At 67.3% G+C, this 15,389-nt stretch carries 12 protein-coding genes; 7 read left to right on the top strand and 5 right to left on the bottom strand.

The features are described 5' to 3' along the window. The first annotated feature begins 123 nt into the window (after nt 1-123). Entirely contained in the window at nt 124-1,146 is a 1,023-nt protein-coding gene (locus DEI85_RS00975) for a LacI family DNA-binding transcriptional regulator (protein ID WP_111124091.1), read from the top strand. 86 nt (nt 1,147-1,232) lie between these two features. On the opposite strand, the gene DEI85_RS00970 is transcribed toward DEI85_RS00975, so the two are convergent. Then, the gene (locus DEI85_RS00970; RefSeq protein WP_027467232.1) at nt 1,233-1,589 is read right to left on the bottom strand and encodes a VOC family protein; all 357 of its coding nucleotides are present in this window, start codon (nt 1,587-1,589) and stop codon (nt 1,233-1,235) included. A 173-nt stretch (nt 1,590-1,762) separates the two neighbouring features. Between DEI85_RS00970 and DEI85_RS00965 the strand changes: the two genes are divergently transcribed. Next, the gene (locus tag DEI85_RS00965; protein ID WP_111090105.1) at nt 1,763-2,224 is read left to right on the top strand and encodes a DUF4383 domain-containing protein; all 462 of its coding nucleotides are present in this window, start codon (nt 1,763-1,765) and stop codon (nt 2,222-2,224) included. 61 nt (nt 2,225-2,285) lie between these two features. Here DEI85_RS00965 and DEI85_RS00960 read toward each other — a convergent pair whose 3' ends face one another. Continuing rightward, nucleotides 2,286-3,017 (bottom strand): OBAP family protein, encoded by a 732-nt coding sequence (locus DEI85_RS00960; protein ID WP_110858544.1) that lies wholly within the window; start codon nt 3,015-3,017, stop codon nt 2,286-2,288. A gap of 89 nt (nt 3,018-3,106) precedes the next feature. On the opposite strand from DEI85_RS00960, the gene DEI85_RS00955 reads away from it, so the two are divergent. Further along, nucleotides 3,107-3,928, top strand: coding sequence for an aldo/keto reductase (locus DEI85_RS00955; RefSeq protein WP_111090104.1), 822 nt, complete (start codon nt 3,107-3,109; stop codon nt 3,926-3,928). 616 nt (nt 3,929-4,544) lie between these two features. Here DEI85_RS00955 and DEI85_RS17590 read toward each other — a convergent pair. After that, on the bottom strand, nt 4,545-5,021 hold the full coding sequence (locus DEI85_RS17590) for an RHS repeat-associated core domain-containing protein (protein WP_349815127.1): 477 nt from the start codon (nt 5,019-5,021) through the stop codon (nt 4,545-4,547). A 311-nt stretch (nt 5,022-5,332) separates the two neighbouring features. Beyond that, nucleotides 5,333-9,757, bottom strand: a complete 4,425-nt coding sequence (locus DEI85_RS00950; protein ID WP_146249017.1) for an RHS repeat domain-containing protein — start codon at nt 9,755-9,757, stop codon at nt 5,333-5,335. A 692-nt stretch (nt 9,758-10,449) separates the two neighbouring features. On the opposite strand from DEI85_RS00950, the gene msrA reads away from it, so the two are divergent. Both msrA and DEI85_RS00940 read left to right on the top strand, forming a co-directional pair. Next, complete coding sequence (gene msrA, locus DEI85_RS00945) at nt 10,450-10,971, top strand: peptide-methionine (S)-S-oxide reductase MsrA (RefSeq protein ID WP_111090102.1); 522 nt, start codon at nt 10,450-10,452, stop codon at nt 10,969-10,971. 240 nt (nt 10,972-11,211) lie between these two features. After that, nucleotides 11,212-12,114, top strand: coding sequence for an Ltp family lipoprotein (locus DEI85_RS00940; protein ID WP_111124090.1), 903 nt, complete (start codon nt 11,212-11,214; stop codon nt 12,112-12,114). 18 nt (nt 12,115-12,132) lie between these two features. Here the strand turns inward: DEI85_RS00940 and DEI85_RS00935 are convergent, their stop codons facing one another. Continuing rightward, nucleotides 12,133-12,492 carry a UBP-type zinc finger domain-containing protein gene (locus tag DEI85_RS00935; RefSeq protein ID WP_071404761.1) on the bottom strand — a complete coding sequence of 120 codons (360 nt, stop codon included), beginning with the start codon at nt 12,490-12,492 and terminating at the stop codon, nt 12,133-12,135. 177 nt (nt 12,493-12,669) lie between these two features. Here DEI85_RS00935 and ppk2 point away from each other — a divergent pair, with 177 nt between their 5' ends. Next, nucleotides 12,670-13,578: a polyphosphate kinase 2 gene (gene ppk2 / locus DEI85_RS00930; RefSeq protein ID WP_258369751.1), complete on the top strand. Its 909-nt coding sequence runs from the start codon at nt 12,670-12,672 to the stop codon at nt 13,576-13,578. A gap of 172 nt (nt 13,579-13,750) precedes the next feature. Continuing rightward, nucleotides 13,751-15,379, top strand: coding sequence for an APC family permease (locus DEI85_RS00925; protein WP_111124089.1), 1,629 nt, complete (start codon nt 13,751-13,753; stop codon nt 15,377-15,379). Nucleotides 15,380-15,389 lie beyond the last annotated feature (10 nt).

The following is a 15,389-nucleotide window of genomic DNA, read 5'->3' as shown; positions in this document are numbered from 1 at the left end:
AGTCCGCACCGGCCGATCGGGGCCGGAGATTTCTGGGAGCGCTCCCAGATCAAACACCAGCGGCTGCACCCTGTCAACTGCGAGGCGTTCCGAGGGCTCCTCGGCGCCGGATATGGTTGCCCCATGTCCGAGGTCCGATCCGCTCGTCAGCGCGCCACGATCCAGGACGTCGCCGACGAAGCGGGGATGTCGCGCGGCACCGTCTCACGGGTGCTGAACGACGAGCCGTACGTGTCGCCCAAGGCGCGCGAGGCCGTGCAGGACGCCGTCCGACGCGTCGGCTACGTGCGCAGCGCCGCAGCCCGCAGCCTGGTCACCCGGCGATCCGGGGCGATCGCGCTCATCGTCCACGAACCCTCGGTCGTGGTGCTCGACGACCCCAACATCGGCAACATCCTGATCGGCACGAACGCCGTGCTGTCCGACGCCGACCAGCAGCTCGTCACGATCATGGTCGACTCCGCCCGCGACAGCGAACGCGTGGTCGAGTACCTGCGCGGCGGGTTCGTCGACGGCGCCATCGTGCTGTCCGCCCGCGACGGCGACCCGATCACCGGCGCGATCGAGGAGATCGGCATGCCCGCCTGCTTCGTCGGGCACCCGTCCGACGCCGCGAACATCTCGTACATCGGCATCGACAACCGCGCCGCAGCCGAGCAGATCACCCGGCGCCTGATGGACACCGGTCGACGCCGGATCGGGATGCTCGCCTCGGGACTCGACCGCGACTCCGGCCAGGACCGTCTGGCGGGGTTCACCGCGGCACTCGGCGAGCGCTTCGACCCCGACCTCGTCGCCCGGAACCCCCTGTTCAGCTACACCGCCGGCGCCGAGGGCATGCGCGAGCTGCTCGAGCGAGCCCCGGACATCGACGGGGTGTTCGCCGCGTCCGACGCGGTCGCCGCCGGTGCCATGGACGTGCTGCAGCGCAACGGCAGGAGTGTCCCCGGCGACGTCGGCGTGGTCGGCTTCGACGACAGTGCCTGGGCGCTGCGGTGCGACCCGCAGCTGTCGACGGTGCGGCAGCCGGCGCGCCTGCTCGGCGAGCAGGCGGCGCACCAGGTCCTCGAGCAGATCGGCGGCACCGACGACGGTCCACGCGGTCTGCTGTTGCCGACGGAGGTCGTCTGGCGCGGGTCCGCGTAGCCGGCCACGGAACGCCACGGGAGGCCCGTGGCGGCGTCGCCACGGGCCTCCCGTCCGTCCATGGGTGCGTCCCGCACCCGGCTGGGTCAGCCCTGCGGGGGCGAGTAGAGCTGCAGGTCGTTGCCCTCGCTGTCCTTGAAGGGGATGATCTTGCCCCACGGGTGCTCGCTGATCTCGCCCTGGATGTCCGCGCCGCGCTCCTTGAGCGCGGCGACCTCGTCCTCGATGCTGCCGTCCGGCTGGAACGACACGACGGCGCCGCCGTCGCTCGCCTGGCTGGCGGACTCGCGCCCGTTCAGGCCGATCATCAGGCCGCCGGCGTCGATCTCGCTCCAGTCGTCGGACTGGTCCTTGACGGTGAGACCGAGCGTGTCGCGGTAGAACGCGACGGCGCGCTCCATGTCGCTGACCGGGACCCAGACTGCTGCGACTCCACTTGCCATGGTGTTTCCTCTCGTCGTGGTGTGCCGTGGACGGTAGGCAGCGCTCGTGCACGGAGGCACAGGGTCACTGTCCCCCGAACGCATCAGCGCACGACACTGCAAACCGACCGGGGAAGCGCTCCGAATGTCATGTGCGCCGCACGCTGCGGCGCGTACAGAAAAGAGGGCTGATCATGACCAGCAGCGCAGCAACCGCACGCACCGGCTCTGGCTCGACGTGGACCCAGCGGGGCGCGTTCGTCTTCGGTGTCGTCTTCCTGATCGTCGGCATCGCCGGGTTCATCCCCGGACTCACCATGGACATGGGCTCGATGTCCATGGCCGGCCACGGCTCCATGGCCCTGCTCCTGGGCACGTTCCAGGTGTCCGTCCTGCACAACATCGTGCACCTGCTCTTCGGCATCGTCGGGCTGCTCGCCGCCCGCCGCGCCGCCTCGGCACGCCTGTACCTGCTCGTCGGCGGCATCGTCTACCTGGTGCTCTTCGTCTACGGCCTGTTCACCGCCGGCATGGCAGACCCCGCCAACTTCGTGCCGCTCAACAGCGCCGACAACGTCCTGCACGCGTTCCTCGCGGTCGCGATGATCGTGCTCGGCTTCGTCCTGCCGCGGATCGGGACGCGCACCGCGCGCTGAACCACAGCACACGCCGGACGGGAGGCCCGTGGCGACACCGCCACGGGCCTCCCGTCCGTCGTCAGGGGCGTCCGTCGTCAGCGTCGACGACACCCGGGGTCGGGGTCGTGCCGGTGAAGGCGTCGCGCATCGCGCCGACACCGCGCTGCGGGTGGGCGCGGTCCAGGTACTTCGCCCGCGACTCCTTGCGCGGTTCCGGATCGGTGCGCATCGCCTGGTTCCGGTCCTGCTGCAGTGCGCTGTCCACCTCCCCCTCGCGGTTGAACGACCACATGAGCATCGGATCGCCGATCGGCAGGTCGTGTGCGGGCTGCGATCCCATCGGGGTGCTGTGCCAGGTGTGCCACGTCTTGCCGTACGAGTTCACCAGGTGCCCCATCAGCTCGGTCTCCACCGCGATCGGCAGGCCCGGAGCGACGAGTTCGCCGGAGAACACCTCGTGGTTGTGCGGGTGCCACGACGCCTGCTCGTCCTCGGGCAGGGAGTCGAACAGCCGCTCGGACACGATGTACTCGATGCCGATCAGGTTCGCGTCGGCGGTGTTGCCGTCGAAGAGCACGCACTGCAGCATCTCGGCGTTCACCACCTTGCAGAAGTGGTGCGCCTCCATCTGCACGTCGGGCTCGCCCTTCACGCAGTGGAAGCCGACCACGTAGACGTCGAAGCCCCGCAGCGGCGCCGAGGTCTGCAGCAGATCGGCACCGCGGTCGAGCAGGGCGAGCTCGAAGCCGCCGGCCGCTCCGGGCGGGGTGACACCGGTCTTCCGGTCGTGCACGGTGGGGTTCAGGGGCATGGGGGCGTCCTTCCGTCCGTTCGAGGTGGGCGCCATCCAACCCGGCAGCCCCTCGGAACGCTGTGCGGTTGCGGCGTACTGTCCGCTGCATGCCCGCACTCATCGACACGTTCACCCTGTCCAACGGTCTGCACATCCCGAAGATCGGCTTCGGCACCTGGCAGATCCCGTCCGGCTCCGACGCGTACGACGCGACGAAGACCGCCCTCGACCTCGGCTACCGCCACATCGACACCGCCCTGGCGTACGGCAACGAGGCGAGCGTCGGCGAGGCCGTCCGCGACAGCGGCATCCCCCGCGACGAACTCTTCATCACCACGAAGCTGCCGGCCGAGATCAAGACGGCCTCGGGCGCCCGCGACGCCTTCGAGGAGTCGAGCAACAACCTCGACCTCGGACACGTCGACCTGTACCTGATCCACGCGCCGTGGCCGTGGAGCGACATGGGCTCCGACCACCGCGACGGCAACGTCGAGGTCTGGAAGGTCTTCGAGGAGCTCTACGACGCCGGCCGCACCAAGAGCATCGGTGTCTCGAACTTCGCCGTCGCCGACCTCGAGGACCTGCTCGGCCGCACGGACGTCGTCCCGCACGCCAACCAGATCCGCTGGTTCATCGGCAACACCCAGGACGAGACGACCGCCTTCGACCGCGAGCACGACATCTTGACCGAGGGCTACTCCCCGCTCGCCACCGGCGGACTGCTCGAGAACGAGCAGATCGCCGAGATCGCCGCGAAGTACGACAAGACCGTCGCCCAGGTCGCGATCCGCTACCTGCTCGAGAAGGACGTCCTGCCCCTGCCGAAGTCCACGACCCCGGCGCGCATCGCCGAGAACGCCGACGTCGACTTCGTGCTCGCCGCCGAGGACGTGGCCGCGCTCGCCGCGCTCGAGGACACCGCGAGCTGACACCGGCCCACCCCGGACTGGAGGCGCGGTGCCCACTGGTACCGCGCCTCCGGTCGGCACATGCCGAATCACGGGCGAGCCTCACCCGTCGTGCGTTCGCACCGTTCCTGGCGAGCTGCTTCGTGCCGCCTGGTCGCTCCGCGTACCCGATCAGCTTCAGCCCATAACGGGTCCTGTCTCGCAACCAACGTCGAACACAACAATCGAGCGAGCGGCTTGCGACACACAGTTGCGAGATCGCATTGCTACGGAACCCCACCGGTCTGACGCGTTCGACCACAGCACGGACGAGACGCCTCGTAACCGTAGACTCACGAGATGCGACTCCATGCGCCTGCACCCTTCCCTGCACCGTTAGAGGGATCGGGGAGGTGCTCGTTCACGCAGAGAATGCGTAAGCGAATACGAATATGAGAACCACATCGGCGACAAGGATCGCCATTCCTGACCAATAAGCGGAAGCACCCGGCCCGCGATGCATCCTGACTCGCCCAAAGCCCTCAGCTCGTACAGTGTGCCTCGCGCTGAGCAGAATTAGGAACAGGCCAAACACAGCCACAACTACCAATGCTGCCCAGATCAACCAGAACAGGGTCACGTTCACGGCAATATCTCCCTAGAGCCTCGTGGGTAGGAAACGTGTCGCAGCAACTCCGAGTCCGCCTCCGACGAGACCCGATACTCCACCTTCCACCGCTCCCTCGAGCGCGCTCTGGCCGTAATTCGAACCACCTTCAACAGCTTCGGATGCAACACCCCCAGCCGCACCAAAGGCGACCCCCACCGCAACGCCCCCAAGAAGGCACCCGAGCCCGCCAGTAGACGCACAGATTACCGCGCCGGCAGCCACGCCGAGACCGTTCACCACACCACTAGCAGCGGCACCGGCGACAGACCTACCTGAGGGATCCGAGGAGTTGATCGGGTCCGCTCCTGCGAACGCGTATCGGTTGGCGTTGGAAGGGCTGAGGGGTGCGTCGAGGGTGTCGCGGTCGATCCATCCACCAGTGGTGCTGGATTGCCAGCGGTAGCCAAATTTGGTGAGCCCGGTGTCGGTGTTGCTGGAGCGGAGTCCGTTCTTGTACCGGTCGATGCCGCCGATGACTTCGCAACTAGCGAGGTCAAGGGAGAGTGCCCCTTTAATACGAGGCGCTCTCCCTTGAGAATACTTCAGCGATTAGCTCGGCTTGAGGAAAATCGTAATCAGAAGCACCGCAATTCCAATCAGAATCGCACCAATTGCCGGCGCAATGAGCACTCCAGGGGAGAATCGCTCAGGATGCGCATCCCTGTTAAGGCGTGAGGCGGACTGGAAGAATTGTGCTGCTTTGCTCGGGATTACAAGCAATACAATCCCAACGATGATTACTGCCGGACCGAGAAAAAACCCTGGTATCCACATACTTATCCAATGTCAAACTGTGTTTGGTACTGACGCCCTACCGAGATACCCCAGCCTGCGCCGACCTCGATCCCACCGGATCCGCTCCAGCCCGAGCCCAAACTAGAACCGGTCTCATGGCTTGCGTTGCCGACGATGCCCCCACCATACGCGGCGTCTGCACTGATGGAAGTGCTGTCGCTATTAGTGTTCCCGCCGGGGCCACCCTGAACACTGAAGGATGCCGATGCACGCGGGCCGAGTCCCCAACCATAGGTCACGCCGATGCCCTTGTCGTTGAAACTGACGCCAACGTTGCCGCAGATGAAAGCACAGACGTTGAACGAAGGCCCAACCCAGGCGCGACCGGAAGGATCGCTGCCGTTGATTGGATCGTCTGCTGCGTATGCGTAGCGGTTGGCATTGCTTGGGTCGAGGGGTGCATCGAGGGTATCGCGCTGCGTCCAACCACCTGTCGTCGCCGTCTGCCAGCGATAGCCGAACTTGGTGAGGCTGTTGTCCTCGCCGGCGCGGATGCCGCCCTTGAAGCCGAAAGGGTTCTGCTTCCACTGCTGAGTGGTCTCGCCGGACGTCACTACTTCTGTCCCGTACGGGTCGTAGCTGACGGTGTACGCCTTCTCCCCGGTGTCAGCGATCGCAGCAGCAGGGTTACCGATGCCGTCGAGAACCCACATCGACGTGGTGCCGTCCGTGGTCCGCAGGTTCAGCGGCTGCCCGGTTGTCGGGTCGGCGAGCACTGAGGCAACGCCGCTATCAACGACTTCGCGGGAGGTGAGGCCCTTGCCGTACGTGTACCGGTACTCGGCGCCGTCTTCGGTTCGCTGCGACAGGAGGCGCGTCATGTCCGCGCCGGCGTATGTGTAGGTGGTCTTCTTCCCGTCCTTCGTTGACGACGTCATCTGCTGGGCGCCGTTGTACGTAAACGTGGCACCCGGTGCGGTGGTCATGTTGCCGGTGCCGTCGTAGGAGTACCCATCGTTGGTGATCTGCCCGACCGCGTTGAACTTCAACGCCTGCGACGTGCTGCGGTCCCCGGTCACGGTCTCGGTGAGCCGGTTTCCCGCTGAGTCGTACGTGTACGTCCAGGTGCTGTTCGTGTCGCCGCCGGCCTGGGTCGCCTTCTGCAGACGGGTCGTGTTCGAAGTGGTGCCGTCTGAGGCTTTGGTGGTGTAGTCGTATTCGGTGGTCTGCTCGCTGATGTTGTCCTTCAGCCACTGCAGCCGATCGCGGTCGTTCTTCCCATCCGTCGCCGTGCACGCCGAACCGACGCCGACACCCTCGAGGTAGCAGTACGTGGTGTCGACAATGACCTTCGGAGCGGAACTGTCGGCTGACGCCTGGACACGGGTGACCTTGCTGGACTTGTCGTAGGTCAACTTCTGGTGCACCGCCCACACCTCGGGGTCCTTCGCCGGGTCCGCGTTCGGCGTCGCGTTGAGCCAGGTATCCGTGCGGCGGCCGTGGTCATCGGTCTTGTACAGCTGCTTCGCCGTGCCGGAGTTCGTCGGGTACGTCGTCGCGTTGAGCACCTCGGATGCGTCGTACTCGTGCGTCACGGTGCCCTGTTCATCGGTGACCTTGACAGTGTTCCCGGCGAGGTCGTAGCCGTAGGACACGGTGCCGCCGCCCGCGGTGTTCACCGTGGAGGTGAGCCGGTTCCGCTGGTCGTACGTGTTCGTGACCGTCCCCGTCGCGGAGGATTCGGTGAGACGGTTCCCGTTGCCGTCGTACGTGTTCGTCACCGTCGCGGTGCCGTCGTCGAACTCCGTCGTCAGGAGCCGGTCGTCGTTGTCGTACGTGTACGTGGTGACGCCACCGCCACCGTCGGTGTGGTTCTTCACCCGGCCAAAGTCGTCGTAGGCGTACTTCTGCGCCCCGAGGCTGGTGCCGGTGGGCGGGGTGATCGAGCCGAGCTGGTTGTTCGTGTCGTACGCGTACACCGTCGGGTTGCCGCTGTTGCCTGGGGCGGTCGCGGTCTTCACCGCACCCCACGCGTACTTGTCGCCGTCGTCCTTCTTGTTGTACGTCACCTCGGCCATGGCCGCGGGATCACTACCGGACTGCGAGGACGTCTGGTTGCCGACACCGTCGTAGCCGATGCTGGTCGACGTCTTCGAGCTCGAGGTCACCTTCGACGGCAGGTACGCCGTCGCCGCGCCTGATGCGTAGTCCGTTGTCGATGTCGATCCGGAGCTGGACTGGGACTGCGTCAGCGATTGGCCGTCGTTCTTGTCATACTTGTTCGTCGTCGTGCCGGTACCGGCAGCTCCGTCAGCGCCGACCTGCGACGTCGCGACCCCGTTGTTCGCCGGGTTGTACGTCTTGGAACGCTCACGCTTTGCCGGGTCAACGGCCTTTGTTACGAGGTCGTTGCCATCGAGCGTGTACGTCGTGTGCTTCGCGGCAGCGACCGTCGCCGACTGATCCGACCGCGGGTCAGCGACCTGCGTCGTCGTGTCATCCGCGTAGGAGAACCGGGTGACCGCGGTACCCGGCGAGCCAGCAGTGGTGTTGCGCTGCTGGACCTGCGTGACCCGGTCGGACGAGTCGTACGTGAACGTCGTCACCCCGCCCGTCGGCGCCGTGATCGAGGCCAGGTCGCCGTTCGTGTACGCGAAGGTCGTCTTCGCACCCGTCGCGTCCGTGTACGTGGTGATGTCACCGGTGCTGTTCTTCGCCCACGACACGGACCGGCTGCTCGAGCCGCTGGTCTGCGAGAAGGTCTGCACGCCGTTGGCGTAGGACGAGTTCGCCGTCCGCGCACCGGTCGTGCCCGCGGTGGAGACGAGCGAGGTGAGCGCGTACCCGTCGGAGGTGTTGAAGCTGACCTGGTTCTGGTTCCGATCCACGATCGAGGTCGGCTGCCCGGCGAGGTTGAAGTGCGTGGTCGAGTTCGACGTCCACCCCTTCAACGTGTACTCGTGGGTGGTGCTGTTGTCGACCTTCGTGAGGGTCTGCTGCAGCCCCGCCGGCGTGGTGTACGTGCCGACAGTCGTGCCCGGGGTGAACTGCCACGCCGTGCCAACGGCGTCGGTGTAGACCACACCGTCACCGTTGGACGTGAGGTTCCCGGCGCCGGCGAGGGCGTACTGCCACCGGTTGGCGTTCATCGTGGTGCTGTCCGCGACGTTCTTCGCCCGCGAGTTGTACGCAGCCCCGATCGTGCTGTTCTGCGTCACACCCGGCAGCGACATCGCCGACGTCGTCACAAGCAGGTTGCCGGTACCGACATCGACGCTGGCGTTGGTCTGGTCCGTGATCGGGAACGGCAGCGTGGTCGCCGACGTCCGCTGCCCGGTCTGGTTCGTGTCCGCCGGCCCCGTCGGGAGGGCGTTGTAGTAGCCCTGCAGGTCGATGATGTAGTCCGCCGTGTCCGGACCGTTGGAATACAGCTGGATGTTGCCGTCTGCGCCGAGCGGCACGATCGCGGTGTTCGAGCGGATCGTGTTCTTCGGGAACACGATCGAGTACATCGAACTCGGCCGGCTCACCCCCGTCGGCCACAGCGTCGCAGTACCCTCATTGGCGCCCGGGTGGATCGCGGTCAGCGTCACCGCGACTGCGGACACGCCGGTGCCGTTCTCCGGGACGCTCTTCACGCCTGCGATCTTGATGGTGCGGGTCTCCTTCGCCGCGTAGGACCCAGCAGTGGTGCTCTTCGATTCGTAGAGACGGTCCGCTGCGGGCGTGAACACGCCACCCGGGTTGCTCTTGGTGAAGTACCCCTGCAGCGCGATGACCATGTCGATCGTGCCGTCCCGGTTGTAGACACTCATCTTGCCGTCCGCGCTCAACGGCACCTGCATCGACATCGACGACGTCACCGCCGCCGGGTAGTTCATCGCCGTCGACCCCACCGTGCCGCCCGTTGCGTACGGGGTGATGTACCCGTTGGTTTGATTGCGGCTCAGGACGAGGAAGTTCACTGCGACCGCGGACGCGCCCGCCGGGACACCATTTCGGCCGGTGACCTGGATCTGAACCGTCTTGCCCGGCCCGATCTGCGCCTGCGGGACCTGCGACCCCGACACCGAACTCGCCAGCGAGGAACCGTTTCCGGCGACGAACCCACCGGCCGCGACACCACTGTCGGTCGACGTGTAGTAGCCCTGCACGTCCAAGACCAGGTCCACGGACGTTTCCGTCGTGACCGTCACCTTGCCACCCGCGCCGATCGCGAGGGTCGACGAGTTCGTCGACGTGTCCAGGCCGCCACCGCCGTACACCATCATCAGCGACGCACCAGGCGTATCAGCGTCCGCACGGCCGAACAGCTGGCCCTGACTCGCCGGGTGCACCACCGTCGCAGCGAGCACCACCGCGGAAGCATCAGCGGGGATACCGAACTTGCCAGTGACCTGCACCGTACGGCTCTTGTTCGCCGCCATCGGCGTCGAGTACCCACCCGTGCCATCACGCGTGTCCAACACGCGGCCGGTGGTCGTGACGAACTGACCACCATCCCCCGTCACCACCGCCTGCGCTGGTGCAGGCGGGCTCACCACCGCCAACAGCGACCCGAACAGGGCCACCAACGTGATGACCGCGAGCAACACCCAACGAGAACGAACAGACGACAGCGACGATGCGAACACGCGCAGAACCCCTCAACAGGCCGCAACCAGCGATGACGCCCCCATGGCGTCGCCGAGCAACCAGAAAGTCACGCTACGGAACTACTCCCCCACCCGCACCCCCACATGAGGGGGTCGAATCAAGCTGCACCGACCCGATATAGCAGGCACCGATGCGGCTCGGGCCCGGTCAGTAGATAGATGCGCATAGCCTTCCAACCCAGTCCGGCAGCCGATCGACTTCCGGGGTGCGATCACGCCACGCGCGACGGCACCAGCATTCGGGAGCCGCACCGGTTACCTCAGCTTGCGCAGGCGTCTGCTGCGACACCACCACCAGCAAGGGCCAAAGGGGTCGATAGTTGCAGCGTGGAACCAATAGGGAGCTGGCACCGAGGTCCCGCTCGTAGGGTCGAGTCGTACCGACCGCACACCCGGGTGGGTCCGTGCCCCACAGCGGACCTGACGACGGGAACAGATCGTCCCTGTTGCCGGTTGCACCACACGGTGTCGCAGCCAGTGACACGAGAGCCCAGGAGGCCACCATGACCACCACCGAGACCGCCATCCTCGCCGGCGGCTGCTTCTGGGGAGCGCAGCAGCTCCTCCGTCGTCGTCCCGGCATCGTCAGCACCCGCGTCGGCTACTCCGGCGGCGACGTGCCGAACGCGACGTACCGCAACCACGGCGACCACGCCGAGTCGGTCGAGATCGTCTTCGACCCGTCCCAGATCTCGTACCGGGACCTGCTGGAGTTCTTCTTCCAGATCCACGACCCGTCGACGAAGGACCGCCAGGGCAACGACATCGGTCGCAGCTACCGTTCGGCGATCTTCACCACGACCGACGAGCAGAAGCAGGTCGCGCTCGACACCATCGCGGACGTCGACGCGTCGGGCATCTGGCCCGGCAAGGTCGTCACCGAGGTCACCGCGGCCGGCCCGTTCTGGGAGGCCGAGGACGAGCACCAGGACTACCTCGAGAAGAACCCGCACGGCTACACCTGCCACTTCGTGCGTCCGGGCTGGAAGCTCCCGCGCCGCGACGAGGCGACCGCGGCCGTCTGACCTGACGACAATTGAGAGGCACGGAGCCAGCTGGCTCCGTGCCTCTTCCTCTTGTCGTGTCCGCCGAACGCGAGCCACGAAAGCGGCGTGGTCCCCCAGTTCTGGGTGGTCGCCGAACCACATCGCTGCGGGTTCGCGCAAGGTTCCGAGCTGACTCGATCTCTGCGGTGCAACCGTGTCCGGACCGGTTGTAACGTTTGCTCGCCTTTGCTGATCCTCAGAACTTCCGGAGAACCCGACATGCCCGAGACCACCCCCACCGAGCAGCCTCCTGCCTACGTCCCCGCGGCTCCCGAGCCGCGTCCGGCACGAGCCCGCCTCGGCACCGCAGCGGTCGTCCTCGGGATCCTCGGCATCCTCTTCGCGGTGATCCCGCCGACGAACGGGTTCGGCATCTTCCTCGGCGTCGTCGCAGTGGTGCTCGGCATCATTGGCATCCGTCGCAAGGGGCGCCGCGCCGTCGCGGGGACCGTTGTCGGCGCAGTCGCAGTGATCCTCGGCGCCATGCTCGCGGGCGTGTACAGCGGCTCCTCCGACGACTCTGCCACTGACGCTGCTGCTGCCACCGAGGTCGCCGCTGCCAGCCCGGCCGCTGCGAGCGAGGAGTCGAAGAAGGTGGAGAAGCCGAAGACCCCCGAGAAGGCGACCGCCGACAAGCCCGCCGAGGCATCCGGCACCGTCGGACAGCTCCAGGCAGCTGCGGCTGCGAAGAGCTACCTCGACTCCGGCATGGGCTTCTCCGCCGCCAGCCTGCTCCAGCAGCTGACCTCGAGCGCGGGCAACGGGTTCGCTCAGGCGGACGCGCAGTGGGCCATCGACCACTCCGGTGCCGACTGGAACGCACAGGCACGCGCCGCAGCCAAGGGGTACCTCGACTCCGGCATGGGCTTCTCCGAGGCCAGCCTGAACGGTCAGCTGACGTCGAGCGCCGGCAACCAGTTCACCCCCGAGCAGGCGCAGTACGCCGTCGCGAAGGCCGGGGCCGACTGGAACGCACAGGCAGTCACCGCCGCGGAGGGCTACATGTCCTCGGGCATGGGCTTCTCGCGCGCGAGCCTCATCGCACAGCTCACGTCATCCGCAGGGAACCAGTTCACGCAGCCGCAGGCCGAGTACGCGGCGACGCAGGTCGGGCTGAACTGACCTGACGACCGCCGCGGATCAGCGTGATCCGCCGAGCAGTTCCAACCAGTCCCCGGGAAGGCGATCCGCCGGCCCGGGGACTGCCTGCGTCACGGGGTGGCTGGTGGGTGCTGCGAGCTCGAGCCCCTCGGAGCGGGTGTCGTCGCGGTAGTCCCACGCCCAGGTCTCGCCGGGCTCGTAGCTCTGGATGACCGCGTGCCCGGTCTCCTCCCAGTGCCGCGTCGCGTGCGTGTTGAGGGAGTCGTCGCAGCAGCCGACGTGGCCGCACGCCGCGCAGCGGCGCAGGTGCACCCACCACGAGCCGGTCGCGTCGCACTCGACGCACCCGTCTCCGCTCGGTGCGATCTCGGGGTGGATCATCTCGGCCTGGTCCGTCATGGCACCATCATGGCCTGAGACAGGGCACATGCGGTCGGGAGGCACGGGGCGGGCCCGCACCGCGCCTCCAGGCCGTCGTCGGGTCGCGTCCAGGGCGAGGCATGGGGCGGTCGTGCGGGTGGCCGGGCCAGGATGGCCTGGGGCCGACAGCCGATCGGCTCGCAGAGGGAGGACACCGTGGACACAGCGCCGTACTCGCAGCCGTTGCGGGAGTACATCGAACAGCTGCGGACCGAGGGGTACAGCGTCGCGGACGGCCAGACGGCCGACCCGGAGCTGATCGACCCGCACGGCAACCCGGTGCTCACCTGGCAGGACGACTACCCGTACTCGGAGCGCCTGCCGCGGGACGAGTACGAGTACCAGAAGTACCTGCTGCAGATCGAGCTGCTGAAGTGCCAGTACTGGCTCGAGGACACCGGCCAGAAGGTCGTCGTGCTCTTCGAGGGGCGTGACGCCGCGGGCAAGGGCGGCACGATCAAGCGGTTCACGGAGCACCTCAACCCCCGGACCTCGCGGGTCGTGGCACTGAGCAAGCCGACCGAGCGCGAGCGTGGTGAGTGGTACTTCCAGCGGTACGTGCAGCACCTGCCGGCCGCCGGAGAGATGGTCCTGTTCGACCGCTCCTGGTACAACCGTGCCGGCGTCGAACGGGTGATGGGCTTCTGCAGCGACGACGAGTACGAGTCGTTCATGACCCAGGTGCCGCAGTTCGAGCGGATGCTCGTCGACTCCGGCATCCACCTGACGAAGTTCTGGTTCTCGGTGACCCGGCGCGAGCAGCGGACACGGTTCGCGATGCGGCAGCTCGACCCGGTGCGGCGGTGGAAGCTGTCCGACATCGACCTGCTGTCGCTCGACCGGTGGGAGGACTACACCGAGGCGAAGACGGCGATGTTCACCCGGACGAGCAAGCGCTACGCGCCGTGGACGATCGTGCGGTCGAACGACAAGAAGCGCGCGCGGCTCAATGCGATGCGGTACTTCCTGACGCAGTTCGACTACCCGGACAAGGACACCGACGTCATCGGCAAGCCGGACCCGCTCATCGTCCGCCGCGGCAAGCGGGACGTCGACGTCGAGTGATCCCCCACTGGTGATCCCCCGCCGCTGATCTGCCCGCCGACTCGGAACGTTTACACGCCGAGGCCTGCCGTCACGCACTCGAAACAGACGGGCAACGGCGACGACACAGGGCCGCAAGACACTTGTCGCACTACCTGTCACCCGACAGGTACTCCGCGAAAGGTCTGCAGTCATGCGTTCTCCGCAAGCACCGCTCCACGCACCGCGCGCCACGTCCGACGTCGACACCCAGGGGCTCGCCCGCCTGGGCTACGAGCAGGAACTCCACCGCGGGGTCGGCTCGTTCTCCTCCTTCGCGGCGGGCTTCTCCTTCGTCTCGATCCTCACCACGGTCTTCCAGCTGTTCGGACTCGGCTTCGGGCTCGGCGGTGCCGCGTTCTTCTGGGCGTGGCCGCTCGTCTTCGGTGGCCAGCTGCTCGTCGCGCTGAACTTCGCGCAGCTCGCGGCCCGCTGGCCGATCTCCGGCGCGATCTTCCAGTGGTCGAGCCGCCTGGCCGGAGCCCGGTTCGGGTGGTTCACCGGCTGGACGATGATCATCGGCCAGATCCTCACCGTCGCGGTGGCGGCCATCGCCGTGCAGGCCGTGCTCCCCGCGATCTGGGACGGGTTCCAGGTCGTCGGCGGTCCGGGAGCGGACCCGTCCGTCGCGTCGCCGACCGGTGCCGCGAACGCGGTGGTCCTCGGTCTGGTGATGCTCGCCGTGACGACGATCGTGAACATCACGAGCGTCCGGCTGATGGCCCGCGTGACGAGCTTCGGCGTGCTCATCGAGATCGTCGGCGTGGTCGTGCTCATCGGCGCGCTGTTCCTGCTGCCGCACCGCAGCGCGTCCGTGGTGTTCACGACCGCCGGGTCGACGAGCACCGAGCCGTACGTGTGGGCGTTCCTGGCGTCCTCGCTGATGGCCGCGTACGTGATGGTCGGCTTCGACTCGGCCGGTGAGCTCGCCGAGGAGACCCACAACCCGCGCCGGACCACCCCGAAGACGATCGTCCGGGCACTCACGGTCTCCGGTCTCGGCGGCGGGCTGCTCATCATCGGCGCCCTCGTCGCGGCCCCGAGCCTGACCGACGGCAAGCTCGCCACGCAGGGTCTCGCCTGGGTGATCACGTCGACCCTGGGCGACGTCTTCGGCCGGCTCCTGCTCTGCACCGTCGCCGTCGCGGTCTTCGCCTGCACCCTCGCCGTGCAGACCGCCGGCGCCCGGATGGTCTACTCGATGGCGCGCGAGAAGGCGCTGCCCTTCCACCGCACCCTCGCCCGGGTCTCGCCCCGAACCGGCACCCCGATCGCCGCGTCGATCGTCGTCGGGGTCGGCGCCGGGCTGGCCCTCGCCGTCAACATCGGGCAGTCCGCGATCTTCACCGCCCTGTCGAGCCTGTGCATCGCGATGCTCTACCTGGCCTACCTCGGGGTCACCGGGCCGCTGCTGGTCCAGCGGATCAAGCTCCGGCGCACGGGGCTGCCGACCGGGGTGGACGAGGACGGCAAGCCGCTGTTCACCCTCGGTCGCTGGGGCATCCCGCTCAACGCGCTGGCCGTGGCGTTCCAGATCGGCATGGCGATCAACCTCATCTGGCCCCGGCCGGAGATCTACGACCTGACCGGCACCTCGTGGTGGCTGCAGTACAGCGCCCTGCTCTTCATCGGCGGCGTGCTGCTCGTCGGCTGGGCGTGGTCGAGCTGGCGTCACCGGACGCACGGGCCGATCACCCTGGCCGAGGTCCCCACCACCGCGGCGGTCCCCGTCCCCGCAGCCGTGACTGCGGCGAGCCCGACCGCCGCCTCCGTCGAAGCCTGATCCGGAAGGA

It is taken from the genome of Curtobacterium sp. MCBD17_026, from assembly GCF_003234895.2.
GTDB classification, from domain to species: domain Bacteria; phylum Actinomycetota; class Actinomycetes; order Actinomycetales; family Microbacteriaceae; genus Curtobacterium; species Curtobacterium flaccumfaciens.
Note: the sequence above shows the minus strand (reverse complement) of the source record. Positions and strands in the feature narration are given on the sequence as shown.

Bases quoted from the DNA above. Each gene is read 5' to 3' on its own strand.
- DEI85_RS00975 (WP_111124091.1), top strand. From the start codon at position 124: ATGTCCGAGGTCCGATCCGCTCGTCAGCGCGCCACGATCCAGGACGTC.
- DEI85_RS00970 (WP_027467232.1), bottom strand. From the start codon at position 1,589: ATGGCAAGTGGAGTCGCAGCAGTCTGGGTCCCGGTCAGCGACATGGAG.
- DEI85_RS00965 (WP_111090105.1), top strand. From the start codon at position 1,763: ATGACCAGCAGCGCAGCAACCGCACGCACCGGCTCTGGCTCGACGTGG.
- DEI85_RS00960 (WP_110858544.1), bottom strand. From the start codon at position 3,017: ATGCCCCTGAACCCCACCGTGCACGACCGGAAGACCGGTGTCACCCCG.
- DEI85_RS00955 (WP_111090104.1), top strand. From the start codon at position 3,107: ATGCCCGCACTCATCGACACGTTCACCCTGTCCAACGGTCTGCACATC.
- msrA (WP_111090102.1), top strand. From the start codon at position 10,450: ATGACCACCACCGAGACCGCCATCCTCGCCGGCGGCTGCTTCTGGGGA.
- DEI85_RS00940 (WP_111124090.1), top strand. From the start codon at position 11,212: ATGCCCGAGACCACCCCCACCGAGCAGCCTCCTGCCTACGTCCCCGCG.
- DEI85_RS00935 (WP_071404761.1), bottom strand. From the start codon at position 12,492: ATGACGGACCAGGCCGAGATGATCCACCCCGAGATCGCACCGAGCGGA.
- DEI85_RS00925 (WP_111124089.1), top strand. From the start codon at position 13,751: ATGCGTTCTCCGCAAGCACCGCTCCACGCACCGCGCGCCACGTCCGAC.